Consider the following 21,885-nt stretch of genomic DNA (forward strand, 5'->3'; position numbering starts at 1 on the left):
TGTCAGCCATGCTCGAACTCAATCTCAGTCACGTCCGCCACAAAAAATGGAAAGTACTGTTCAGTCTGAAAGTGATTGCCTGCTTCAAGGTGTGTCGGCAGACGAAAACCGCCAAAATCGCGAAATTCAGATAGATAACCGCCAAACGATTGCAGCTGATACTGTTTCCTGGGATTAGCATTGCTCCAGCGATCAAACCTGATCTGAATCGGCTGACCATTCTCGCTCACGGTCAGTTCTACAACCTGAGTCAGCCCTTGATACTCGACGGTTACCTGTGCACGATCAGCTGCCAGGGCCTCCCAAACCACGCCGGGACCAGGCAACAACGCGGCAGGTGTCCAGAAGACGGCTTCGGCGACATAACGACCAAAGGCTGAACGGGTATGATCGGGGTCTCCCCCCATGCGGGCGACTGGCAATAAACCCATCAGCCAGAAACGTGTCCAGCTTTGACTGTCGGACCCAGACAAGACCATGGCACCGCGCCGTGCACGCATCTTCCAGACGAATCCGGCCGGCATTGCCAGGACTTGAGTCGCAGTGAAGTCCAGGTAATTGGGTTTGTCTTTGGTGCCCATGCCAAAGCGCCCTGCCATGGTGATGTTGACTACCTTCAGCAGCGGCGTGCCCGATTTAATGGTGTACAGGAAGTAACGTCGAGCAGGATCAGGCAGGTCAGCAACCCGTTCCGGGGTAAAGACGGGCGGGTTTGCGGGCTGCGAGGCCAGCAATTCATGCATGGTGTTGAGGTCTGCGCGATGATCGAGCAGTCGCCGGTCAAACAATACAATCACAGTGATGACGAGAATGGCGAGCAGATAAACAGTGACGGACATTGGGGTGAATTCCAGGCAAGCATGTAAAAGGTCGCGGTCTGGGTTGTGTTAGCTACCCCCACAATACCTGCTGGTGCTCGCGCTGCTTTTGATTTGGGTCAAGCCTGTCCGGGATAGCGCTTAGGGGTGGTACTTACCCTCGCCCGGTGCGTTCCAATCGTTTATCCACCATGCGCCGGTACAGCCTGGAAAGGATGGGTTTGATCACGGGCAGACCAATCAGCCAGCCCACTGGGCGCAGAATGGGGGCGCGGCGCATCAATAGCTGGTAGGCATCTATTTCGCTGTGAATCTGCCCGTTGGCATCTTTGACGTGGAGTTCTCGCAGCGCCCGCTCGGGGTCGATACTCTGTTGGCGTAACTCTTCGTCTCTATCGGTGATGTCGACCCAGTGGACGTTGGCGTTGTCGGCCGCCAGTCTGGTCATCACCTGCCACCACGCTGTTCATAAACTTTTAATAATTAATTCATTATCAATTCGGAATCTTTCACTACCTTTGGGGCCACTTAATCCACAGCAGGAGTGAATAGATGAAATCAATGGCAGCAATGGCTGGCATTATCAGCATGTCAGCTTCCCTGGCAGTGTATGCCAATGACAACGGCGCAGCCGTCGCCGACAGCGTTATCGAGCAACAGAATCAGAAACTGCTGGAGAATACCGCTGGCAAAGGCTTCGGTCCGCAGTCGCCTCGTGATCTGTCAAACCCGCTTGGCGAGAACACGCGTCAGTTCAGTCTGGCCCCGCAGTACGAGCAGTTGAACCTGTGCAACATCCATTTCCACAAGAATGCTGAGCACAAAGGTGGGGAGTTCACTGTCTATGCCGGTAACGGCGACGGCCACGGCAATCACACCGGTTTTCTCTATGACGGCGAACTGGCTGCCAGCCAGCTGGCACCAATCACGGGGAACATCTGCCCCACCAATAACGAGTCCCTGATGCCGGGAGATACCATTGAAGTACATTATGTGTTCAGCAGCGCGCAGATCAATCCAGGCCCTACACTGGGCGCCTGCCTGAATGACAACACCATGAACCCGCAGTTGCGTGTGGAAGGACAGGTACTGGTGCTGGTCAATGATCGCTCGGCGCTGGACTTCAATGAGCTGGCGGCCATCGGTGAGCGCAATGGCTATCACCAGGCATTGAACATTCCTACTGACACTGGCACGCCGATTCAATACGCCGGATCAACAACGGGTCCTGCCTACAATGAAAATGGTTCGCCCTTGCTGGTCAGCTGGAGCGTCCGGCCCAACGTAGCCTTTGTCGACATCGAAACGGTCGGGGAATGGTGTAATGACAATGTATTTGATGAGACCCAGGCACACGGCGTGCGCAACCTGGTGACGCATCCGTCGCTGCTGTCACCCATGTAATGCCCGGAAGCGGTATCCGAGCCCCCTCACCGTCTGGATCATGGATTCAGCTGGTGGGGGGTTGTCCAGCTTCTGTCGCAGCCGGCTGACGTAGACATCAACGATATTGGTCAGGGGCTCGGACTGATGCCCCCAGACCTTGTTGAGAATGCGCTCGCGGGAAAGAGCCTTGCCGTGGTTCTGCATCAGGAACATCAGCAGATCAAATTCCAGGCTGGTCAGGGATATCTCCACACCGTCGCGGACCACCAGTCGGCTACCAATATCCAGCGTAATCGGGCCCTGTTGAATGATATCGCCGCTTTCCTGCGCCGGTGCATCGAGGCGTCGTCCCAGTGCCTGCACACGGGCCAGCAATTCGTCAAAATCAAAGGGTTTGCACAGGTAGTCATCCGCGCCGGCTCGCAGTCCTGCAACTCGGTCAGCGACGTCATCCAGTGCGGTCAACAGCAGCACCCTGCTCTTCGGCGAACGCTTCAGAATCGCCGGCAGTTCCAGCAGGCTGTCCTCATCGGCAAACATGCGATCCAGCACGATGACATCCGGTTGCTGCTGATAGGCCTGCATGCTGACCTCGTGCAGCTGGTTGACCGTCGTGCATTCAATACCTTCCGCGCCAAGCCCGCGCGCAATGAAGTTAAGCAGGGATCGCTCGTCATCGGCTATCAGCACCCTCATGGCTGCGGCTCCCTGGGCAGTGTCAGCGTAAAGGTTGATCCCCTGCCGACGACCGAGTCAACGCTCAGCTCGCCATGATGGGCTTCGGCGATGGTACGTGCGATCGCCAGGCCGAGTCCCGAACCTTCAATGGAACGGTTGATCCTGACAAATCGCTCGAAGATATAAGGCAGATCGGAGGGAGAAATCCCGGGTCCCTGATCAATCACGGAGATCCTGAAGTCAGTGGCGGACTGTGACGCCTTAACCATGACACGGGTATTCGGGTCACTGTACTTAACGGCATTGTTGACAAGAATGGCAATGACCTGTGTCAAACGCTGTTCATCGCCGTAGAGCTGCGCCCCCTCGTCATCAAAGGCCCATTCCATTTCTATACGGTGGGTCGGTGCAAGCCGTTGCCAGTGTTCAGTCTGCTGTCGCAACCAGCTGGCCATGTCAATCCACTGCGGCTCAATTACCAGCTGGCCGGAATCGGCACGTGCCAGGAGTAACAGGTCATCGACCAGCCGGCTGAGTCCGACGGCCTGGCTAAGAATGGACTCCAGAGTTTGCCGGCTGGCGTCTTCAGTAACGATAGGCTGGCGCAGGGTCACTTGAGCCTCACCGCGGATGACTGTCAACGGGGTGCGTAACTCGTGACTTAGATCTGCCAGAAACTGACGCCGGCGATTATCGATGTCAGTCAGCTTGTTATTCGCGTCCATCAGTTCTTTGGTGCGCTGTTCCACTTCGAACTCAAGCTGTTTGCGTGAGCGCTCTGCCATGAGCTTGTGCTCCTGCAGTTGCCGTCCCATGGAATTGAAGGACTGCACGATGGGCAGAAACTCCTGATCCAGCGTGTCTGGCAGACGGTGGTCATAGTTGCCCTGTGCCAGCGCCTCGGCGCCGCTGGAGATGGTCTGCAAGGGAGGATAGAGCTGATTGATCAGCCAGCGGCAGGCCAGCACGATCAGTGGCAGTCCCAGCAAACCGAAGGCAGCGGTAAACCAGACAATGGCGGTGTTCAGCGTGTCGATGCGGGCATTGATGGCAGCCACGACATTGCTCTGACGCGAAACGGCATCATTGATGGCTTCGCGGAACTGGTTATCGATGGTCACCTCAAGCAGGGTTCTCACCCTTTCCTGCCGGCTCAGGGGCACATCACTGCCGCTTGCAGCGATTGACTGGAATTCTTCAATAATCTGCGTAATCAGCAGCGCCAGGTCTTCGGTGTCTTCAACGCTGCCACGGGTCGCTTCTGCACCCAGCGATTCACGCTGCGTCAGTTCCAGACGCCGGATGTTGCTGAGTGACTCATCTATCTGCTCCTTTTTGTTGCGAACCTCGGCCTGATTGGCGGTCTGGCCAAAAATCAGTCCGTCGGTGAGCTGCTTGAACAGGCGGTAGGAGATGCTGGACAGCTGCTGGTGTTCTATCAGCAGAGTCTGGGCCATGGTGCTCTGTGAGAGGTTCTGGCGGGTAATCTGCGCGGATACAGCGGCGGCCAGCAGGACGACGACCAAGGCCACGCTGGATGCCCCGGCAAACAGGTAGAGTTTACGCTTGAACATGCGGACCGGTCTCCGTAAGGTAATATTCAAGTATTCCACGATCACAATCTGACAATAAAGGAGTCCTCATGACATTTGCACTTTCAGACATGAAACTGACCAGTCACGACCTGAAACAGGGTGAGCGTATCGATGACAGGCACAGCCATGACGGTGGCAATGTGTCGCCAGAGCTGACGTGGAGCAAGGTGCCCGAGGGCACAAGGTCACTGGCGATATTCTGTCACGATCCGGATGCCCCTCTGATCTCGACAACGGGTAATTACGGTTTTGTGCATTGGTTGGTTTACAACATTCCGCCCAAAGTGAATCATTTGCCACAGGGTTGCAAGGATTACGCACAGGGGCTGAATAATTTTGACAGCATCGGCTACGGTGGTCCCAAGCCGCCACCCGGCCACGGTCGACACCACTATTATTTCTGGGTGCTGGCCCTGGACCTGGAGCCCTCCATGGCTGACGGGCTGGAACTGGCGGAATTCCTGGAAAAGGTCGAGCCGCACGTGCTGGGCATGAACCGGCTGATGGCTTATTACGAGTCCTGACCCTGGTCCGGGATCGCCATGACGTCGGCGCGATGTGACATGACAACGGCGACTTTCCAGGCATCGTCGGTCAGCACCAGCGTGTAGGTAGCGCCCAGTGTTTCGATGACATCGCCGTGGCTGTCGAGTCGGGTCCAGACGGTGCTGACCATGGCGTTGGTGTCGCCGAGTAGTTTGATGTGGCATTTGTCGAGGCGGGTGTGGGTGAAACCGCGTTGGCGCAGGCTGTCGAACACGGGCATCATCTTGTTGCGGGTTTCTTCGGTGGAGGCGGAGGAGAAAATATTGCCTTTGGATATGATGGTTCTAGGTGTGGTGAAAAGTGCGAGCCAGGCGTCGAAGTCGAGCCTGGAGAAGGTTTCGCCGATGGCGTGAAACAGGTTTTCTATTTCTTTATGATTATCTGTGATCACATGGTGCTCCGCGTTAAGAACTGGCGCTTTTTATAGTGGCAGGTGCATCGAACTCAACGTTCACGTTGTCAAAGTTGGATGTCCAACGAATCTCACCAGATTGTCACCCCAAATCATAACGTATGTATTTGATGGTGGTGTGCCGTCAACCCCATTAGACGAACTCGTAAGGACGACACATGCGCTGCTACTCAATTACGGGATGAGGTCGCGCGCAGCGTCAGCGCACTTTTTGCCCCGGTATGTTCTGTCCCGCCTGATGCAAGACCATGCCCGTCACGATTCCGTTTTCGTCCCGCTCGAAGGTGATCTGTGCATCAACAACCCTGTAGAAGAACTCTGTCTCTGATTCCGCGAAAATCGGAAACCTGCTTTGGTCTGTGGCCTGAGCGAACAGGGCTCCATCTTCCAGCGTGACGGTGATCGAAAAACTTGGTGAGAGCTGATATTCGCCGACGTAGGTCTGAAGAATGTGCTCTGCGACAGCGATTTCATCGCGCTCGCGTGGAGGTGTTGGGGGCGGCGCGAGCGGCAGTTCCGGATTGATCAAATGAAAAGCGATGTCATCGGCGCCGTGCGCCGAGTTGGTAAGGACGATCACCCCTACCTGCGCATCAGGATCGAAAGCGATGATCGTACGAAAACCAGCTGTGCTCCCGTTATGCCAGACAATCCTCTGCTCATCGACGCTCCGAACGAGCCAGCCAAGCCCTATACTCCTACTCATACCGGCACTCTCCCGTACCTGATGGCTGGCGTGCATCGAGCGCTCAAGCTCAGACGTGGGCGGGCCGATGTTCGCAGCAAGAAAAGCAAGCATGTCACGGACGTTGGAGCGAAGCGCCCCCGCACCAGCCAGCGTGGGCAGGTCCCAAAGCGGAACTCTCTCACCCTGTTGATCGTGACCAGCCACCATCCACTGAAGCATCTCTGCGTCGAGAGTAATACCAGTCATGCTCATCCCAAGCGGCTCCAGGATTCGCTCACGCACGAGATCCTCGTAGGTAACTCCTGCCGCGCGCGCCAACAGATGACCAAGTAAGCCGAAGCCAAGATTTGAGTACTCGTACTGTGAACCGACATCGCGCCGCAGCTCATGATTCGAGAGAAAAGCATACAAATGGTCAACTGTGTAGTCAGCGTACGGATTCGCAGGGTTAGCAAAGGGCATGTTCCCGGGAATTCTGGGCAGTCCCGAACGGTGAGTCGCGAGGTCAAGGAGGGTGATCTCGCGGTCGGCCCTGGGGACGGTGACGCCATCAGGCAGGAAGCCGGAGGCGGGATCGGAGAGCGACACCTCGCCCCGTGCGACCATGTCGGCGAGCAGAATTCCTGTGAACGCCTTGGTGATAGAGCCGATCTCGAATAAAGCTCTCTCGCCCAGAGGCAGGTCGTCCACACCAGTGTCGCCGTAAGTTACCACGCGAGTCGAACCGTCCGCCTCCATGACGCCGAGTACGATGCCGACGCCTCGACCCTCTTCGACCCGGGATTGGATCACCTCGATGAGATCCTGGTCCGGGGGGAAGTGTTGGGCAAGCGCAGTGGCCGGAATCAGCCAAGCTAGAGGATAGCAGATCAAGGTGGTGAAGAATCGCATGTTCATGTCACTCCTTTCCGTGCAATAACTAAGAACGCAGTTCGTGTCCGATGTAGCAAAGCGGAACGAATTTGAGCGGGTTGTTATGTGTTGTTTCTGGAAATGTATCTGACATTCGCCAAGCCCTCAAAGTCTTTATCTTGAGTCCAGATGACAGCAGAATACTTTTGAGCGGTGGCAAAAATAATGCTGTCAGCCAAGGGCAGTTTATGGAGAACACCAAGCTTGGCAGCACCCATTGCCAATTCTGAATCCAGCGAGATAACTTTGCCTTGCTTCATGTGGGCCGTGACAATCAAGGCAGCCTCTTCTCCACGTTGACGCAGCACGTTTTTAAAAACTTCCGTAATCGTGATGCTCGGCACCAGCAATTCCGAAAGCCTTTCAATTGGCTCTGCAAATACCGCGGCATTCCCGTCACTGGCGAAATACGACAGCCAAGCCGACGAATCAACAACATTCATTCCCTATCTTCTTCCCTGACTACGGAGGTATCAATCCCTTTGAGGAAGCCCCTCATCTCCTTCATGGATTTTAGCGGGATCACTTCGATGCGTCCTTGATATGACATCATCTGGACTTTTTGCCCAGAGACTATTCCCATGGATTCTCTAATTTCTTTAGGAATTACAATCTGATACTTCGGAGAAACAGTAACTTCTGTCATGACGCCACCCATCGATAAGACTTTGGTATTACGATACCCCTATCGATCTAATGAATCAATACACATAACGCCCATCAACAACGGCGCCAGATAAGCTGGCGCCCAATCGCTTGTGATTGTTGGGGCGGCCAGAGTATACTCGTACGGCATTCCCGTACATATATTGGTGGTTGCGATGGAAACAGTAAGTGTAAATAAGTTCAGGGATAACCTGAAAAAGCTTGTAGAACAAAGTGTTAGTAGACATGAACCGATAAGAGTCTCCCGACGATCTGGGCAAGACTTTGTGGTGATGAGCGCCGAAGACTGGGAGCGCGAACAGGAAACGTTGTACGTGTTGCAAAACAGCAGCCTGATGCAACAACTGGCCGAATCGGTCAAAACCCATGCTGAGCGTAAAGGATACACGCCTACCAAAGAGCAAATGGATGAGATCACTGGTATTTGAGGGTAAGACCTGGGAAGCGTATGAAGCCATGCGCCAGAACGACAAAAAACTGCATGACGCTGCTCGCAAGATGATCAAAGAGCTCATTCGCTGCGAGGACCCCGCTGTTGGGACAGGCAAACCTGAACCCCTCAAGCATAACCTGACCGGTTTATGGTCAAGGCGCATATCCCAGAAGGATAGAATTGTGTATAGGTTCGACGAATCATCAATCTATATCTTTGCTCTGGGTGGTCACTACGACGAGCCCTGACATTCGTATCGTGAGTATGCGCAGAAAAACAGTTTTCCTGCGACTTCACCCCATGTTTAACTAGCTGCGCGATCCAGCGCCCACCACGCTCCCAACCACTATAGCAATCCAGGAAGCAATAAAGCCCGGGATGATCTCATAAACGCCCGGGCCTCCCATAAACTGGCTGTTCCAGCCCAGCGAAATCCAGATCATGACGGTCGCAGCCCCGACGATAAGACCCGCTATGGCACCGGTACCGGTCGTGTGCGGCCACATCAGCGACAGGATAATGAGTGGACCGAATGCCGCGCCAAAGCCGGCCCAGGCATTGCTGACCAGGCCCAGCACTTGAGAGTCCGGATCGGAGGCAATCAGGGCAGCCATCAAGCCCACGGCGACAACGCAGCCCCGGCCTGCCATGACGCATTCACGGTCGGTGGCCTGCTTGCGCAGGAACAGGCGATAGAAATCTTCGGTCAGCGATGATGAGGACACCAGCAGCTGGCTGGAAATGGTGCTCATGATGGCGGCGAGCAGCGCAGCATACAGGAAGCCGGTAATCAGCGGATGAAACAGCAGTTCCGACAGAATGATGAAGATGGTTTCCGGGTCGGCCACAACCAGGTCGTTTCTGATCGCATAGGCACGGCCGAAAATGCCCAGGGAAATAGAACCTATCAGCGAAATGCCCATCCAGCTCATGCAGATATTTCGGGCGATAGGCACATCCTTCAGCGAGCGAATGGCCATGAAACGGACGATGATGTGGGGCTGACCAAAATAACCCAGTCCCCAGCTTAGTGCTGAGAGCCAACCGACAAAGCTTAATCCGGCCGTCCAGGACAGCAGTGCGGGATCCACTTGATTCAACGTTGCAGACGCCTGGGCAAAGCCCCCGCCGCCTTCGCCAAACAGCACAACCGCTGGCATAATCACCAGGGCCAGCATCATGATGCAGCCCTGCACAAAATCCGTCAGGCTCACGGCCAGGAAACCACCCACTACGGTGTACGCCAGCACCACACCCAGGGTGATGAGGATGCCCATGGCGTAATCACTGATACCGGCGACATTAAAGATTCCTGCAAAAGCACTTTCAAACAGCTTGCCGCCAGCCACCAGGCCGGATGCGGTATACACCACAAAGAAGATGACGATCACGAGGGCTGAGACGGTGCGCAGGGATAATGCCTGGGCTGGAAAACGATTCGACAGAAACGCTGGAATGGTGATGGCGTTACCGTACTGGACGGTCTGCTCGCGCAGCCTGGGTGCCACCAGAATCCAGTTGATGAAGGCGCCTATAAACAGACCAATGCCTATCCAGGCTGACGCCAGACCGGATATATACAAAGCGCCGGGCAGGCCCAGCAGCAGCCATCCACTCATATCGGAGGCACCGGCTGACAGGGCGGCAACCTTGGGGCTGAGTGTGCGCCCGCCCAGCATGTAGGCTTCCGACGATGAGGTTGAGGTGCGCATGGCGTAAAGGCCGATGATGATCATCAGCGCAAAGTAGACAAACAGGCTTATCCAGACACCTACAGCCATTGAATGTCTCCGGTAATGTGGGTCAGAAAGCGTGTCATGGAGTGGATAAGCACCGTGTTTGCTCGGATTCTATAAGGATTTGTTAGTCAGTATATATAAAAACGTCTGGCACTCCGATTCGGCTTTCTGTGCAATGATCCAATGAGTCGAAAACCAGCGAATACATATCATCATGTTAAGCTTGATCTGACAAATTCTTTGAACCCGTCGTTGTAAGGAGCTTGCTATGCGTATCGGAATCCCCAGCGAGATCAAGAATCGAGAGTACCGGGTCGGTCTGTCGCCCGCGTCGGTTCGTGAACTTGTTGCTCATGGACACCAGGTCGCGGTTCAGAAAGATGCAGGCCTGGCCATTGGTTTTACGAATGAGGACTACGAGAAGGCCGGCGCGGATATCGCGCCTGATGCCGAGAAGATCTACGCAGGCTCGGACATGATTGTTAAGGTCAAGGAGCCACAAGCAGTTGAGCTAAAAATGCTCAGAGAGAACCAGATTATTTTCACGTATCTTCATCTGGCTGCCGACCAGAAGCAGACTCAGGGGCTGATGTCTTCCGGTGCTGTGGCAATCGCGTATGAGACGGTCACCGATGACAAGGGTGGTTTGCCGCTTTTGGCGCCGATGTCCGAGGTGGCTGGACGGCTTTCGATCCAGGCTGGCGCACATGCTCTGGAAATGAGTCAGGGTGGCAGCGGGACGCTGCTGGGGGGCGTGCCTGGGGTACCGCCGGCGAAGGTTACTATTATTGGCGGCGGTGTTGTCGGCACTAATGCAGCGCGTATGGCTGTGGGGATGGGGGCACATGTCACTATCATTGACCGGTCGCTGACCCGCCTTCGTCAGCTTGATGATCTGTTTCAGGGTCGCATAACAACGGCTTATGCTACGGAGGAGACGATCGAGGCGGAACTGCTGCAGTCTGATCTTGTGGTGGGGGCGGTTCTGGTAGCGGGCGCTGCTGCCCCGAAGCTTGTATCGCGGGAGATGGTGACGCGAATGAAACAGGGGTCGGCTATGGTAGATGTGGCCATCGATCAGGGCGGTTGTTTTGAAACTTCGCGCCCTACTACTCATGAGAATCCGACTTATCTGGTTGATGGGGTGGTGCATTACTGTGTGGCGAATATGCCTGGGGCGGTAGCGCGGACTTCGACGCTGGCGCTAAATAACGCAACGCTGCCGCATGTGCTGGCGATTGCTAATAAGGGGTGGGAGGCTGCGCTTCGGGATAATAAGCATTTGATGGCGGGTTTGAATGTTTGCCGGGGGAAGGTGACTTATAAAGCTGTGGCGGAGGTTTTTGGGATGGAGTATACGGCGGCGGAGAGAATGGTGGTTGGGGCTTGAGGGATGGGTGGTGTTTTATCTATTCCAGGCGTCTCCGGCAATGTGGGTTAGGACGTGTGTCATTCAATGGATAATCACCGTGTTTGCTGGGATATTCAGCTCTAAATCGAGTTGCTACTCAGCTGCGGATCGACGTCGGTCCGGTAAAGACTCTACCTATTATAAGTCTTCGACATTCCTTAAGCTAAATACGATGCTTAGGCCTGAACTTTGCTCGGAGCGTCCGGTTCAATACAGGGGCAGACCGATATATGTGTTAGAATCGCCCCTTTTTAGATTTAACAAGGACGTATAGATGTATCTGATAGTTTTGTTTTTGCTTGCATTAGCTTTCGCCCTACCAACTTTTGGGGCCTCTTTGATAGCATTTTTCGTCATTAAAAGGATCATCGACAAAAAAGCCACGAATGCCATCCTAAACGCCGCGGTATTTAGCTTGGAGACCCAAGTCACCCAAGAACTTTTTCACATAAACCGCGCTGCAATACATTTGGTCTTTGATAAGTTCTGTATAAAAGAAACAGAAAATGTTAGAAACTATAATGCTATGGATTTCTACTGGGGTATATTTCAGCATCCAATGATAAATAACGGCGAAAAATTCTCCTTAAGGACAATATATGTTCCTCGTGGGAAGGTTCATGTAATGGCTAGCCCTGGAATCGATAATGAGGTGCTAAGTGATTACATACCTGGAGTGGGGAATTTTAGTGATCTCATTAATCGTGATTAGTTTAAAACCTTCTCCTCCTTGGTTATTACCCGGAACGTGAGATATATCCCAATAACAGTTTCGCAATAATAATCGGCTGTAGAGCCCCGACGACTATCTGAGCTGCCCTCATTTCTGTTACATTATCAGACACCTAATTAGGGCAGTTTTTGATCTATATTACTTGGCGCGCCTTCTGAAAACCCAAAATCGGTCAAGGCTAATCAATTCTTAAATTTATTCAAAGTTCTGTGTGCGAGATTTTCCCTATTTTCCATCTCAATACTAGCAACAATGCCACTATGCTTTGCTTTTGTCAGAATCCCGAAGTTACGTAGATTGATCGTATGTTTTCTGAAGTTCCCAAAATTCTTTAGGTATAAGTTGTATCCTGTGATATCACTTTTGGGGGTAGTGACCAGATTCATGAGGGCAAACTCCCACCTATTAGGCCCCGAGTGAACCGTACCCGATGAAATTACTTGCGTAATTTTTCGTTTGCCGCCTGTTTTAGTTATAGTAGCGGCACCTGCAGTGTGGACATCACCTGAAACCACACAAACATATTTTGCATTATGCTTCTCCCCCGCATCGAATAGAATATCCAGCAGTTTCTTTTGCTCAGCCTTGTGGTTGTAATGATCCCAGTGGTCAATGGCGTCATCGTTCATAGAGTGACGAAACTCCTTTTTTGGTACTTTTGGGAGCAATCTTTCGACAAGATGTGAGTAATCCAGATGAGCTATAGGAACAGGAACTACGAAGCAAAGGGTCCGCTGTTTCGAAAGTTCCTCTGGGACTTCTGAGAATAGCGCCTTATCAAGTACCTTTCCCAGATCGTAATACTGTGAAGGGCTCATAACATTCTTCATAGTTCTAAAAGTACGATTGTCTAGCAGAATTACTTCGTAATTACGAAAGGAAAAATGCATTGAAAAGTGTGTGTTCGAAATTCGAGATATGTTCGAAGAGGTACGGGTTTGGAAGATCTCAAAATATCGGTTGGCGACAGGGTATATACACCTAAAAAGATCCGAGTTCTGTAGCTCGTCCGGGTATGAGCCCCAACCGTCGAATATATCATGGTCATCCCACATCATAACTGTGGGGACCGATGCCATCATGTAACTCATGTCAGAGTCCGACCAACTGTCAATATAGAGTTGTTCATAGAACTTTTTTAGTTGATCAGTAAGTTCTTGCCTCAAACGGGGAGTTAGAGAAAATTCTTCGACGACCTTGGAGGTTAGTTTTGACTTGACTTTTAAGCTATTTATTATGGGCACCTCATCCCAAATGCTGTCAGCGTATATCTGGTCTCCACCCATTAGAAGTAGGTGAAAGCATTCGCCGGGGCGCAAATGGTTTTCCTTCATCTTTTTCCACATCAGAAAATCTTTTTTTAAGATCTTTGAAGGGTGTTTCTTACTATCACCATTGCACGAGGAGAATCCAACTTTTGGTATTACACCCCGACCAGGGACTTCAAATTCCCATACAGTCCTTCCGTGTTGATCACTGAGTTTGCTCCCGTTCACTTCGATAGAGTATTTGAACAAGTAGGACTCTTCCGACCTTGGAACATCAAAACTGAATCGATAGAAGTAATGCGCCTCCAAATCTGTCCGAGATTCACATACAAACAATGACGATAGGCCAATAGAAACTTGGTCGAGGCACAGTCTCACGTTACTCTTATTCAGCTTTGTCTCTGATAGGAAACAGGCGGAATATCTATAGTTTGCTTCGATACCCAACAGAGGCCCTAATTTAATCTTCACATTGTCCTCAATGCGGAAATTGATCCGCCTATAGCCCTATATTTAGCATTCTAGTATTTCACAGTGCGTTCGCAGCAGCTTCTATCAGGGTTCTAATGGTACTTGCGCTAATAGCATGTTTCCTGAATCGAGCGAATTTCTGCCCAAGCGTGAGTGCCTGACCGGTAAGCTCCTCAGCAATATCCGCATCCTGAATACTGGCTCGTATAATCGAATTAAACTCAGACTTTGGGTTCTCCAAGTTTTCAATAATCAGCTCAAACAATCTTACTGGCGATATCCTGAGCACCTCGGAGTTAAGAGCGTACTCAGCGTGGTGTCCACGGCATTTTAAGAAGTTTTCAAGTTCTCTCTTCTCAATAGGGTCTTCTAATGACAGTTCCATCTTTCCGTCTTCGTACTCGGCAAATTGCTCACTTTGGATAAACCGCAAGACAATTCGCGACAATACCGCCTTTGAATTGATCTCTTCGTATTTGAGAGCGGAGCTAAGTCGGAGCGATTTGATTCTTGATTCTGGAACCTTGAATAAGCTAGATAGTTCGTAATTGGATTTATTCTTGTATTCGCTGGTTTGAGTTAGCAGGTAAAACACCAAAAGGTCGATCTCACTTTTCGGCAAGCTCCCCAAGCCGTGAGACAAATATATATCTAGGAACGTTTCCGTGAACTCCTGCTTGTCTTTTTGGTTCACGATACTCTTCCCCCACTAAAAGGTAATTATTCTAAATATTAGATAATAGTCAGTATATTGCGGTTGCTATCTATCTCTAGGAGCGATAGAGCATGACTATTCATGATGACATCCATTTTGAGTACGAAAGAACATCAATCATAGGTACAGTACCGCTGAACTGCAATTCGGCAATCAACTTTAGCAAAAATGCCGTAGCCGCCTTGTTGCTATTCAGTATCTCAAAGTCTCGCTTCTCTTTGTCAAAGTAATAGTATCCATGAGCCGCCACACAACCAATGTCAATTGCCCCATGTGTGGTACTCTCACTTAGATGCCGAACCAACGTTTCGCCCATAGCTGGCTTCCAGTCACAGTCCAGCGCTAATAGGCCTCCAATTATTGGAAACAAGGGCTTGGGTGGATAAACTCCATTTGCAAAAGGGATGGGAAGGCTGGTTCGGTGTAGCTTCCGTACGCTGCTTATTTTTTTCTTCGCATATTGAATGTTTTCACTATTCACAGTTTGCTTTGACTCAAATACTGCATACACACTTTCTGCAGGTACGATTATCTGTCCTTGGAAATCAAACACAAAGGGCGAATACTGCCGATCAAATATCACAATATCCATTTGCTCACTAAAATTCCCATTGCTATCTACAACATGAGCTTTATCCGCCTGATATCTTTTAGGAAGATAGGTCCGCAGCAACTCTAGCCAAGCGTTTTCGCTACCATCGCCTTTAGTTCCTGGATGTGCGAATGACTTGCGAGCGCTAGTCAACTGCGTATGAATGTCGGCATGAAGTGATTCAAAAATATTAGTAAGAGACCATTCACTCATTTGACTTCCTCTACAAAAGGCTTTGTTGCAATTGTTCGTTTGGCGACTTCAATGGCGAGTTCCCTCTCGACGGAATGACTAGGGTATGCTTCGAGCACTATCGTAGGTATTAAACGTTGCGTTATATCAGAAAATGTTAGCCCGTAGTCACTATTCCCCGAAGGACCTGTTAATGCCACCAAAGCGTCAATATCTGTTTTAGTTAATCCAAGGGGGCCTAATGACATTGTAAGAATATATCGGCGTTGCGCGTCATCTGGTCTGGAAAAGTTCAATATATCTGCTGCTCTTCGGGTGATAGCGGGATCGAGCGCATTGATGCGATTCGTACACATAATTACTGCCGCCGGCAGTTTCTGATTGGCAATTCGGTCTATTCCGCGTATAAAAGAGTTCACACCAGCTCTATCTTCATGATGCATTTGGGCAGATTCTCTTGATTGAGCTAGAGCATCAGCTTCATCGATCAGAAGAATTACGCCACCTCTTGCTTTCCCATGAGGATTACGGAGCTTCTGAGCTTCTTCTATCGCGTGATCAAAAGCAGCAGAAACAAGTTGTGTCATTTCTCCAACTCTTCCTTGGCCTCTAGTCGCCAGACTCATTGGCAAAAGTGTAATATCAATATGCTCTTGTCGTGCAACCGCATCACCAATTGTTTCGGCTAACTCAGATTTACCTGACCCCACATCACCTGCAAGGACCACAAGCGGTGGACGACGTAGCACCAAGTTCAATACGGAGCTACAGCCTGGGTGAAACTTTTCTCCCCATGCAACTAGTCCTGCGGGATTAATCAGCAAGCCGAGCGTTTTTTTAAGCCTTTCTATGTGAGCATCTAGTCCAACAAGCCGTGCAAGCCGCTCTTGAGGCTCAAAATCTGGATAGACGATTCGCTTTTCAAATAATTCATCAATAGGAGGCCTAGTACTCATCCGAAGCTCCTTACTCTTGATCGCATTAAGGATTGTCCACCTGCGGTATACTTCAAGTCAGACTCGAAATAACCGTTAACACTCGGAGCCGGGGCACCGACTCTTTTTATAACGACTTTTTCCTCGAAAGCTTTTTTTTGCTCTCCAGTTAGCTTTCCCCACGCATCATTTTGAATCAGATAACTCGCAAAACGTGCACCCTCTACATTTCTATTTGGTCTTATCTTTCCAGGATCGTCATCCACTTCACTGTCCAATAGCTGCTGTGCGGAATATCTGACTGTAGGTTCTACCCATTTTCCATCTCTTTGAAACCCGTATGTGACTGACTGAAGGTATCCCGCTTTCAGGTATTCTGTCACTTCCTGCTCAAAATCCGATATTCTATCGTCCGTGATATGACCAGGATAAAATCTTTGAATTCGCTTAAGATCTGTTGATATTTTTGATGCCAGATATCTTGCGTGGGTGACTGTAAACGTTCTTGACTCCGTAACAGTAGTGCTAAATGACATAATTCACCTCATACCTGAAATGAAGGCCCAAAGACCTTTTGCCAGTAGTAGACAGTCTTTTCTTTCGTTGTTGCCCTTAGCGCCGAATCAATTGCATCCCCGGCGTCTAATGCGGCGGCTACGATCGAATCCGCTTGCGCTGAGCTATAGAGAGACGCAACATTATTGGTCTCATTTACGGGGTCAATTATTTGAATGGGGTCAGAGAACGATCCAACCTTAGATTCTTCATAAAAATCGCCAAAGACGATCTTTTCCCGGACTTCGCTCGTGATCAAATACGTAAAGAAGTGCTGAAGTGCTTCTGGATAATCTGAGAAGTCAAAGCCCCTATCCAGTAAGTGCGACATGATCATTTCAATCATGAATGATTTGAATCGAAAATTGGGGTCTTCATTCTTCAAGCGTCTAGCCCAGAACTTCACGAGTCGAATAACCTGCGCAAAGTCTTTTTCTTGCTGCTTCTTTCTGTTGCGAATGAAGTCAAGATGCAATGGGATGCTTGTTTTCAGGAATGATCCATCATCTTGACTGACTAGATTTCCATACCATTGAGGATCATCGTTATAGATTATGGGGACTATATCAACATCCAATCCTGAACCTTTAAAGGACACTGTTATACTGTAGGTTTGAGGCTTTACTTGGTCTGGTGAAAAATTTGGAAATGCCTTTCGAAGTCGCTCAGCTATATATTTCAACAATTCAGAAATATCTTGGGGAACATCGGATCCACTTACATAGCAGGCAACATCTATATCATTTAGGGACCGCAGAGCTGTCCCCTTCGCCAGACTCCCGGAGAGCATCATCTTTCGCAGAGAAAATGTAGGGTTTTCAGCGATATGCGTTTCAAGCTTTTCTCTTAGCCCACGAACCTGCTTGCGGTACTCGTCCGCCTTGAATTTTGGCAGATTCACCTTTTCATCAGCGAACTTAGCAATATCTTTATGACTAACGTGCAGCCTTGACATGACAGCTAACTCTCCTATTTCTCAATTTGCATAACTGGCTTGAGTTACTGCGTTATGCCTCAATTACCGCTTACTACCTTGTCCACAAACATAAATTTGCTGCTGTAAGAGAGAAGCTATTTGGCCATCTCATCATAGATCTACACTCGAACCGAATAGGGAATGAGATATCCAGCTTAAGTTTGTGCGATCCCTAAGCATCCATATGACATATAGACACAATTCAGTTAAAAAGCACTATATATAGTATCTCAAACAATTATATTCCTTTATAAACATACCCATTGTTCGCTATACCGAACAGAATATACCAGTTCCATTTGCCGCTAGTCAATACTATAATTTCCGCTACTCTGAACAAACTACTTAATGACCCCGGAGCCGCTGTTATGCCTACGTCACTTGGTTCAAAAATAAAGGAATTACGTGATGAGAAGGGATATACCCTAGAAAAACTAGCCGACCTTACTGAATCAAGCAAAAGCTATATATGGGAACTGGAAAACAAGACCCCTCCGCGCCCGTCTGCGGAAAAACTATCAAGGATAGCTGCACACTTGGGTGTCACGATCGAATATCTACTCGATACGGACTCAGGGATTACAAAGGAGTCTGCAGAAGACGCTCTCTTCTATCGAAAGTACAAGTCTATGGATGAAAAGACTAAAGATATGCTTAAGGCTATGGTCAACAAATGGACGGAGAGCAATGACTGAATCTAAAACTCCACTACAGTGGGCATTCAGAATATCACGCATTTTGAACACTGTACTCGGCCCAGATCATTTTCCTATAAGGACAAAGGAGGTCGCAGAAGAGTTATCTCGTACCCTTTACCCGAACGATCCGATTAGTCTAGTTCAAGGGGCAAATTTACCAGGTTTTGAGGGGGCTCTATTCAAAGACCCTTCTGGCAAAAAAGGTTGGGCCATTCTTTACAATGACAGCGTCAGTTCGTCCGGGCGCATAAATTTCACACTTGCGCACGAGTTTGGGCACTACCTGTTACATCGTAAGAAATACCCGTCAGGAATTCAATGCGGAGAGCGAGACCTCACTCAATGGGCATCCGAGTTTGGCCAAGTTGAGCACGAGGCTAATGTATTTGCTGCCAACTTTCTGATGCCCTTAGATGATTTTCGAGCTCAAGCTCCTGATGGCTGTAAAATAACAATGGAGCTGATGGACTTCATCACAGACCGATACGGAGTCTCACTAATCGCGGCACTTTCGCGCTGGATTGAGTACACCAGTCAACGGGCAGTTCTGGTAGTTTCACGAGACGGCTATATCCTATCTGCGCGGTCGAGCAAACCAGCATATAAGAGTGGTGCGTTTTATCGTACAGCCAATCGCCCACCGATTGAGGTTCCGGCACTATCTCTAGCGGCAAATAAAAGTACAGTTGATTTCAAGAAGGCTCGCGATGGTATAAGGCATGAGACCCCCGTTTGGTTTAACGAACCAAGTGAAGAGATTGCAATATTCTCCGAACAATATGATTTCACAATATCGATTATACTCCTTGAGCGTAGTACCCGTTATGACATCACCAGACCCGTCAAACTGGATTCTCCAGTAAATAGGTTCGTTTGAACCAACTCCATGCTTCTGAAAATTCTATTGTGTCAATCAATTGAGAGTCGATACAGTGCATTCTTAGCGTCTATATCCAGAATCATACATGTCACAATGACATAAGGTTATGAGTCTGGCTCTTGTTTTAACAGGCTACTGATCAGAAATATTTCAGCTAGGCTCTTGTGTTTCCCCTGCTAAACTGAACACCAATTAGCCAGTGGACTGATCCCAGTTTGCGAACACCTCTGGCCTATAACTTCAAACGAAGTGTCCGGTTTAATTGGGGTCTAGTTCACTGCCGCACTAGACCTCGAATCCTGACTCGAAAGTTAGCTTGGGATTGTCGAGACCTTACCTTAATTCCGAGTTAGTTAACCCAATAAAATATTGTTAAATTTGACTAAGATATTTTCCTTACGAAATAATCATGTCTGTCTTGAATATGGCTCTCTTTGAAAGCTCCTTTAATTGACTGTCGTAGAAACACTTCTAAGTCCTTCTGTGTCAACAAAATTACTAAGCCAGCCCTATTCTTATTCGCTATGCTTGAAACGTGTTTCAAATACGATTCCTTAATATCCTCACCTCTAAAGACAATAATTCCGAATCTGCCAAATGTATCATTTAGATAATACTGAATCTGGTGAAAGTCATCAGACTTAAGCTCCGTGTAATTTTTGCACTCCCATACAACTTGAGTAGCACCATATTTGGTGCGTACCATATCCCAAAATCCACCAGTGGCCCTATTAGAAGCCACCCAATCTCTCACAATCGTCCCATCAGCCGTACGCTCAGATATCTGAATATTGGTAAGAGATCGGAAAAAACAAAGCTTGATTACATCGCCGACGATCTGTTCAAATTCATTCGCGCTCCCTCTTCCTGAAGGAAGACCTCTTAACCTACGAAGCACAAGCTCAAGTGCCATTTTATAATCATCAAGCTGGAAGCTCTCAGGTATATCTTCAAGAATTCCTTCATTCTTTAGTGTGGTTTCGTCTTTTAAGTCAGATATCAATACAGAGCGAAGATTCAAAGCTTGCTGATAAGTTGGGTGGATTTCGAATATGGAGTTATTATCAAATGCCGGTTTTGCATTTGAATCCATCCCAGATCCTTTGTATTGAGTATGTTTCCTTCTTTGTATTCCGACAAAACCAATCCCGTATAATACTTCAACAAACCGATAAGGCGTTGTGTTCCTAAAAAACCATTCTTTGCAGTGCTTCTTTATAGAGTCATTAATTAGCAACTTCTGAATAAAATCTTCGATGGCGTTGACTGTGTATTGGTTACCTAGGCCATAGAAATATTCCAATACCAAACTTATATTTGGGTAGTTCTCTGCGTATTCGTCCCCTAAATCTTTTAGCCTGCTCGTACTGTACCTCACGGATGCCTCGTCTAAATCGACGTGCTTAACCCGTGTGTGGCCAATATTTATTGCGTTGTCAATAGCGTAACTACAAAGCATGAGTATATCTCGAGGACGATGCTGACAGAGCGACAACACACGAGTAGACGTTGGCTCCCTCCCTTCTTCCTCCTCAAAAAAGTGGCCCCATGCGTCCCCACCAAGAGCTGGCTTGGTACTAAACGGCCTGACAAGCCTTCTTTCGACAAGTTCGATAAGTTTATTATCTGTCCAATCTAAAAATACTGAGGATGTCTCTAATCTAGAAAACTCATTGTCAATGGCACGAATTCGATCATAGATATTCTCACGAATAAAAATGTAAGGCCTTAGAAACGAGGTCGAAGCTCTGAGTCGGACAGCCGCATGCATCATTGCCATCAAACAGATTATGGCGGAATCTGAACCGTCCCAAGACTCATCCAATCTGTCAATAAGCAGAATAAAATCATAGCTACCGTTTAGTGCGATTGCATTTGCTTCCCTAATTATCTCTTTACTTCTATTGATCTGTCGCAACCACAGCTTATCGTTCTCCTTTGAGTATGCATCGAATATCTCTTCTGTAAGATTTAGTACTCTTACATCGAAGTCGCAGTCTTCGATAAGTCCCCGCTCACGGCGGATTGCATCGGATTCTCTCTGAAAGCTAAAAATCCCGGTTTCTTGCCAAACTTTTATCACTTCATCTACTAATGCTCTTTCCATCGAGTGCATTAAAGATTTAAAAGGGCGTTGCCGGGTATCAAGGAACTCTTCATGTTGAAGTGGTAACACTAATAGATCGAATATTTGAGGAATGATATGTATGGACCGCTTGAACTTCCTTTGAACTTCAAATGTGATTGCGGTTTTTCCTGCGCCTCTTCGGCCAACATAGAAACAATCGGTGCTATCAGGATCCATCGAGCTAATTGTGGATGGGGTGGTAACAAATAGCTGAGGATCGCTTCGTATTATGTCGTATTCTGCAAATGCCTCGCCGAGTTTTATTCGTTTCAGAGCATCTTTGGGTAACTGTATGTTTCGAGACTGTTCCTTGCGTTTCTTCGACACCATTTTAAATATTCTCTGTGGGATAGATATATTGCCTATCAGACCATTCACTGTTCGTTTGCAACATCAATGTTTTTCGAAGATATCAATCTCATGTCGTTGCACTTTAGTCAGGCCAAATCCTACGCAGT

Annotated in this window: 24 protein-coding genes; 8 read left to right on the forward strand and 16 right to left on the reverse strand. The window is 49.1% G+C overall.

All coding sequences use genetic code 11. The features are described 5' to 3' along the window. Positions 1–2: 2 nt before the first annotated feature. Entirely contained in the window at positions 3–839 is an 837-nt protein-coding gene (locus QGM61_RS06385) for a YfdQ family protein (RefSeq protein ID WP_237133835.1), read from the reverse strand. A gap of 133 nt (positions 840–972) precedes the next feature. Continuing rightward, entirely contained in the window at positions 973–1,266 is a 294-nt protein-coding gene (locus tag QGM61_RS06390) for a DCC1-like thiol-disulfide oxidoreductase family protein (RefSeq protein WP_281132375.1), read from the reverse strand. A 104-nt stretch (positions 1,267–1,370) separates the two neighbouring features. On the opposite strand from QGM61_RS06390, the gene QGM61_RS06395 reads away from it, so the two are divergent. Continuing rightward, entirely contained in the window at positions 1,371–2,222 is an 852-nt protein-coding gene (locus QGM61_RS06395) for a delta-class carbonic anhydrase (RefSeq protein ID WP_317622144.1), read from the forward strand. Here QGM61_RS06395 and QGM61_RS06400 read toward each other — a convergent pair. Together QGM61_RS06400 and QGM61_RS06405 are read right to left on the reverse strand one after the other, a co-directional pair. Next, the gene (locus tag QGM61_RS06400) at positions 2,211–2,900 is read right to left on the reverse strand and encodes a response regulator transcription factor (protein ID WP_281132376.1); all 690 of its coding nucleotides are present in this window, start codon (positions 2,898–2,900) and stop codon (positions 2,211–2,213) included. The two genes, QGM61_RS06395 and QGM61_RS06400, sit on opposite strands and share 12 nt — an antisense overlap. Further along, complete coding sequence (locus QGM61_RS06405) at positions 2,897–4,456, reverse strand: sensor histidine kinase (protein WP_281132377.1); 1,560 nt, start codon at positions 4,454–4,456, stop codon at positions 2,897–2,899. Before QGM61_RS06405 ends, QGM61_RS06400 begins: the two co-directional genes overlap by 4 nt. A gap of 68 nt (positions 4,457–4,524) precedes the next feature. Here QGM61_RS06405 and QGM61_RS06410 point away from each other — a divergent pair, with 68 nt between their 5' ends. Next, positions 4,525–5,001 carry a YbhB/YbcL family Raf kinase inhibitor-like protein gene (locus QGM61_RS06410; protein ID WP_281132378.1) on the forward strand — a complete coding sequence of 159 codons (477 nt, stop codon included), beginning with the start codon at positions 4,525–4,527 and terminating at the stop codon, positions 4,999–5,001. On the opposite strand, the gene QGM61_RS06415 is transcribed toward QGM61_RS06410, so the two are convergent. The 4 genes from QGM61_RS06415 to QGM61_RS06430 all read right to left on the reverse strand — a co-directional run bounded on the left by QGM61_RS06415 (position 4,989) and on the right by QGM61_RS06430 (position 7,681). Next, positions 4,989–5,414 (reverse strand): hypothetical protein, encoded by a 426-nt coding sequence (locus QGM61_RS06415; protein WP_281132379.1) that lies wholly within the window; start codon positions 5,412–5,414, stop codon positions 4,989–4,991. The two genes, QGM61_RS06410 and QGM61_RS06415, sit on opposite strands and share 13 nt — an antisense overlap. A gap of 220 nt (positions 5,415–5,634) precedes the next feature. After that, positions 5,635–7,014 carry a serine hydrolase gene (locus tag QGM61_RS06420; RefSeq protein WP_237133829.1) on the reverse strand — a complete coding sequence of 460 codons (1,380 nt, stop codon included), beginning with the start codon at positions 7,012–7,014 and terminating at the stop codon, positions 5,635–5,637. Positions 7,015–7,097: 83 nt separating this feature from the next. Further along, positions 7,098–7,478: a type II toxin-antitoxin system VapC family toxin gene (locus QGM61_RS06425; protein ID WP_237133828.1), complete on the reverse strand. Its 381-nt coding sequence runs from the start codon at positions 7,476–7,478 to the stop codon at positions 7,098–7,100. Continuing rightward, positions 7,475–7,681 (reverse strand): AbrB/MazE/SpoVT family DNA-binding domain-containing protein, encoded by a 207-nt coding sequence (locus QGM61_RS06430; protein WP_237133827.1) that lies wholly within the window; start codon positions 7,679–7,681, stop codon positions 7,475–7,477. The genes QGM61_RS06425 and QGM61_RS06430 overlap by 4 nt, the downstream gene beginning before the upstream one ends. A gap of 175 nt (positions 7,682–7,856) precedes the next feature. On the opposite strand from QGM61_RS06430, the gene QGM61_RS06435 reads away from it, so the two are divergent. Both QGM61_RS06435 and QGM61_RS06440 read left to right on the forward strand, forming a co-directional pair. Beyond that, entirely contained in the window at positions 7,857–8,129 is a 273-nt protein-coding gene (locus QGM61_RS06435) for a type II toxin-antitoxin system Phd/YefM family antitoxin (RefSeq protein WP_237133826.1), read from the forward strand. Further along, complete coding sequence (locus QGM61_RS06440; RefSeq protein ID WP_237133825.1) at positions 8,110–8,382, forward strand: Txe/YoeB family addiction module toxin; 273 nt, start codon at positions 8,110–8,112, stop codon at positions 8,380–8,382. The genes QGM61_RS06435 and QGM61_RS06440 overlap by 20 nt, the downstream gene beginning before the upstream one ends. A 60-nt stretch (positions 8,383–8,442) precedes the next feature. Here QGM61_RS06440 and putP read toward each other — a convergent pair whose 3' ends face one another. Next, complete coding sequence (gene putP / locus QGM61_RS06445) at positions 8,443–9,915, reverse strand: sodium/proline symporter PutP (protein WP_281132380.1); 1,473 nt, start codon at positions 9,913–9,915, stop codon at positions 8,443–8,445. A 226-nt stretch (positions 9,916–10,141) separates the two neighbouring features. Between putP and ald the strand changes: the two genes are divergently transcribed. Further along, the gene (gene ald, locus QGM61_RS06450) at positions 10,142–11,263 is read left to right on the forward strand and encodes an alanine dehydrogenase (protein WP_281132381.1); all 1,122 of its coding nucleotides are present in this window, start codon (positions 10,142–10,144) and stop codon (positions 11,261–11,263) included. A 295-nt stretch (positions 11,264–11,558) separates the two neighbouring features. Then, positions 11,559–11,996 carry a hypothetical protein gene (locus QGM61_RS06455; protein ID WP_281132382.1) on the forward strand — a complete coding sequence of 146 codons (438 nt, stop codon included), beginning with the start codon at positions 11,559–11,561 and terminating at the stop codon, positions 11,994–11,996. 203 nt (positions 11,997–12,199) lie between these two features. Here the strand turns inward: QGM61_RS06455 and QGM61_RS06460 are convergent, their stop codons facing one another. The 6 genes from QGM61_RS06460 to QGM61_RS06485 all read right to left on the reverse strand — a co-directional run bounded on the left by QGM61_RS06460 (position 12,200) and on the right by QGM61_RS06485 (position 17,700). Then, positions 12,200–13,363 carry an alkaline phosphatase D family protein gene (locus QGM61_RS06460; RefSeq protein WP_281132552.1) on the reverse strand — a complete coding sequence of 388 codons (1,164 nt, stop codon included), beginning with the start codon at positions 13,361–13,363 and terminating at the stop codon, positions 12,200–12,202. Positions 13,364–13,814: 451 nt separating this feature from the next. After that, positions 13,815–14,450, reverse strand: coding sequence for a hypothetical protein (locus QGM61_RS06465; RefSeq protein ID WP_281132383.1), 636 nt, complete (start codon positions 14,448–14,450; stop codon positions 13,815–13,817). 100 nt (positions 14,451–14,550) lie between these two features. After that, positions 14,551–15,276 (reverse strand): DUF6602 domain-containing protein, encoded by a 726-nt coding sequence (locus QGM61_RS06470; RefSeq protein WP_281132384.1) that lies wholly within the window; start codon positions 15,274–15,276, stop codon positions 14,551–14,553. After that, the gene (locus QGM61_RS06475) at positions 15,273–16,211 is read right to left on the reverse strand and encodes an AAA family ATPase (RefSeq protein ID WP_281132385.1); all 939 of its coding nucleotides are present in this window, start codon (positions 16,209–16,211) and stop codon (positions 15,273–15,275) included. Before QGM61_RS06475 ends, QGM61_RS06470 begins: the two co-directional genes overlap by 4 nt. Further along, positions 16,208–16,726: a hypothetical protein gene (locus tag QGM61_RS06480; RefSeq protein ID WP_281132386.1), complete on the reverse strand. Its 519-nt coding sequence runs from the start codon at positions 16,724–16,726 to the stop codon at positions 16,208–16,210. The genes QGM61_RS06475 and QGM61_RS06480 overlap by 4 nt, the downstream gene beginning before the upstream one ends. An 8-nt stretch (positions 16,727–16,734) precedes the next feature. Continuing rightward, complete coding sequence (locus QGM61_RS06485; RefSeq protein WP_281132387.1) at positions 16,735–17,700, reverse strand: CBASS oligonucleotide cyclase; 966 nt, start codon at positions 17,698–17,700, stop codon at positions 16,735–16,737. Positions 17,701–18,089: 389 nt separating this feature from the next. Between QGM61_RS06485 and QGM61_RS06490 the strand changes: the two genes are divergently transcribed. Beyond that, positions 18,090–18,416: a helix-turn-helix domain-containing protein gene (locus QGM61_RS06490; RefSeq protein WP_281132388.1), complete on the forward strand. Its 327-nt coding sequence runs from the start codon at positions 18,090–18,092 to the stop codon at positions 18,414–18,416. Next, entirely contained in the window at positions 18,409–19,296 is an 888-nt protein-coding gene (locus tag QGM61_RS06495) for an ImmA/IrrE family metallo-endopeptidase (protein ID WP_281132389.1), read from the forward strand. The genes QGM61_RS06490 and QGM61_RS06495 overlap by 8 nt, the downstream gene beginning before the upstream one ends. Positions 19,297–19,681: 385 nt before the next feature. Here the strand turns inward: QGM61_RS06495 and QGM61_RS06500 are convergent, their stop codons facing one another. Then, a complete protein-coding gene (locus QGM61_RS06500) occupies positions 19,682–21,805 on the reverse strand; it encodes a P-loop ATPase, Sll1717 family (protein ID WP_281132390.1) in 2,124 nt (707 codons plus the stop codon). Positions 21,806–21,885 lie beyond the last annotated feature (80 nt).

It is taken from the genome of Pseudohongiella sp. SYSU M77423 (genome assembly GCF_029911965.1).
GTDB lineage: Bacteria > Pseudomonadota > Gammaproteobacteria > Pseudomonadales > Pseudohongiellaceae > Pseudohongiella.

Excerpts from the sequence above, each read along its gene's own strand:
- QGM61_RS06385 (WP_237133835.1), bottom strand. The coding sequence starts at position 839 with ATGTCCGTCACTGTTTATCTGCTCGCCATTCTCGTCATCACTGTGATT.
- QGM61_RS06425 (WP_237133828.1), bottom strand. The coding sequence starts at position 7,478 with ATGAATGTTGTTGATTCGTCGGCTTGGCTGTCGTATTTCGCCAGTGAC.
- QGM61_RS06440 (WP_237133825.1), top strand. The coding sequence starts at position 8,110 with ATGAGATCACTGGTATTTGAGGGTAAGACCTGGGAAGCGTATGAAGCC.
- QGM61_RS06410 (WP_281132378.1), top strand. The coding sequence starts at position 4,525 with ATGACATTTGCACTTTCAGACATGAAACTGACCAGTCACGACCTGAAA.
- QGM61_RS06475 (WP_281132385.1), bottom strand. The coding sequence starts at position 16,211 with ATGAGTACTAGGCCTCCTATTGATGAATTATTTGAAAAGCGAATCGTC.
- QGM61_RS06485 (WP_281132387.1), bottom strand. The coding sequence starts at position 17,700 with ATGTCAAGGCTGCACGTTAGTCATAAAGATATTGCTAAGTTCGCTGAT.
- QGM61_RS06430 (WP_237133827.1), bottom strand. The coding sequence starts at position 7,681 with ATGACAGAAGTTACTGTTTCTCCGAAGTATCAGATTGTAATTCCTAAA.
- QGM61_RS06405 (WP_281132377.1), bottom strand. The coding sequence starts at position 4,456 with ATGTTCAAGCGTAAACTCTACCTGTTTGCCGGGGCATCCAGCGTGGCC.
- QGM61_RS06400 (WP_281132376.1), bottom strand. The coding sequence starts at position 2,900 with ATGAGGGTGCTGATAGCCGATGACGAGCGATCCCTGCTTAACTTCATT.
- QGM61_RS06420 (WP_237133829.1), bottom strand. The coding sequence starts at position 7,014 with ATGCGATTCTTCACCACCTTGATCTGCTATCCTCTAGCTTGGCTGATT.
- putP (WP_281132380.1), bottom strand. The coding sequence starts at position 9,915 with ATGGCTGTAGGTGTCTGGATAAGCCTGTTTGTCTACTTTGCGCTGATG.
- QGM61_RS06495 (WP_281132389.1), top strand. The coding sequence starts at position 18,409 with ATGACTGAATCTAAAACTCCACTACAGTGGGCATTCAGAATATCACGC.
- QGM61_RS06435 (WP_237133826.1), top strand. The coding sequence starts at position 7,857 with ATGGAAACAGTAAGTGTAAATAAGTTCAGGGATAACCTGAAAAAGCTT.
- QGM61_RS06490 (WP_281132388.1), top strand. The coding sequence starts at position 18,090 with ATGCCTACGTCACTTGGTTCAAAAATAAAGGAATTACGTGATGAGAAG.
- QGM61_RS06395 (WP_317622144.1), top strand. The coding sequence starts at position 1,371 with ATGAAATCAATGGCAGCAATGGCTGGCATTATCAGCATGTCAGCTTCC.
- QGM61_RS06480 (WP_281132386.1), bottom strand. The coding sequence starts at position 16,726 with ATGTCATTTAGCACTACTGTTACGGAGTCAAGAACGTTTACAGTCACC.
- ald (WP_281132381.1), top strand. The coding sequence starts at position 10,142 with ATGCGTATCGGAATCCCCAGCGAGATCAAGAATCGAGAGTACCGGGTC.
- QGM61_RS06470 (WP_281132384.1), bottom strand. The coding sequence starts at position 15,276 with ATGAGTGAATGGTCTCTTACTAATATTTTTGAATCACTTCATGCCGAC.
- QGM61_RS06455 (WP_281132382.1), top strand. The coding sequence starts at position 11,559 with ATGTATCTGATAGTTTTGTTTTTGCTTGCATTAGCTTTCGCCCTACCA.
- QGM61_RS06460 (WP_281132552.1), bottom strand. The coding sequence starts at position 13,363 with ATGTGGAAAAAGATGAAGGAAAACCATTTGCGCCCCGGCGAATGCTTT.
- QGM61_RS06390 (WP_281132375.1), bottom strand. The coding sequence starts at position 1,266 with ATGACCAGACTGGCGGCCGACAACGCCAACGTCCACTGGGTCGACATC.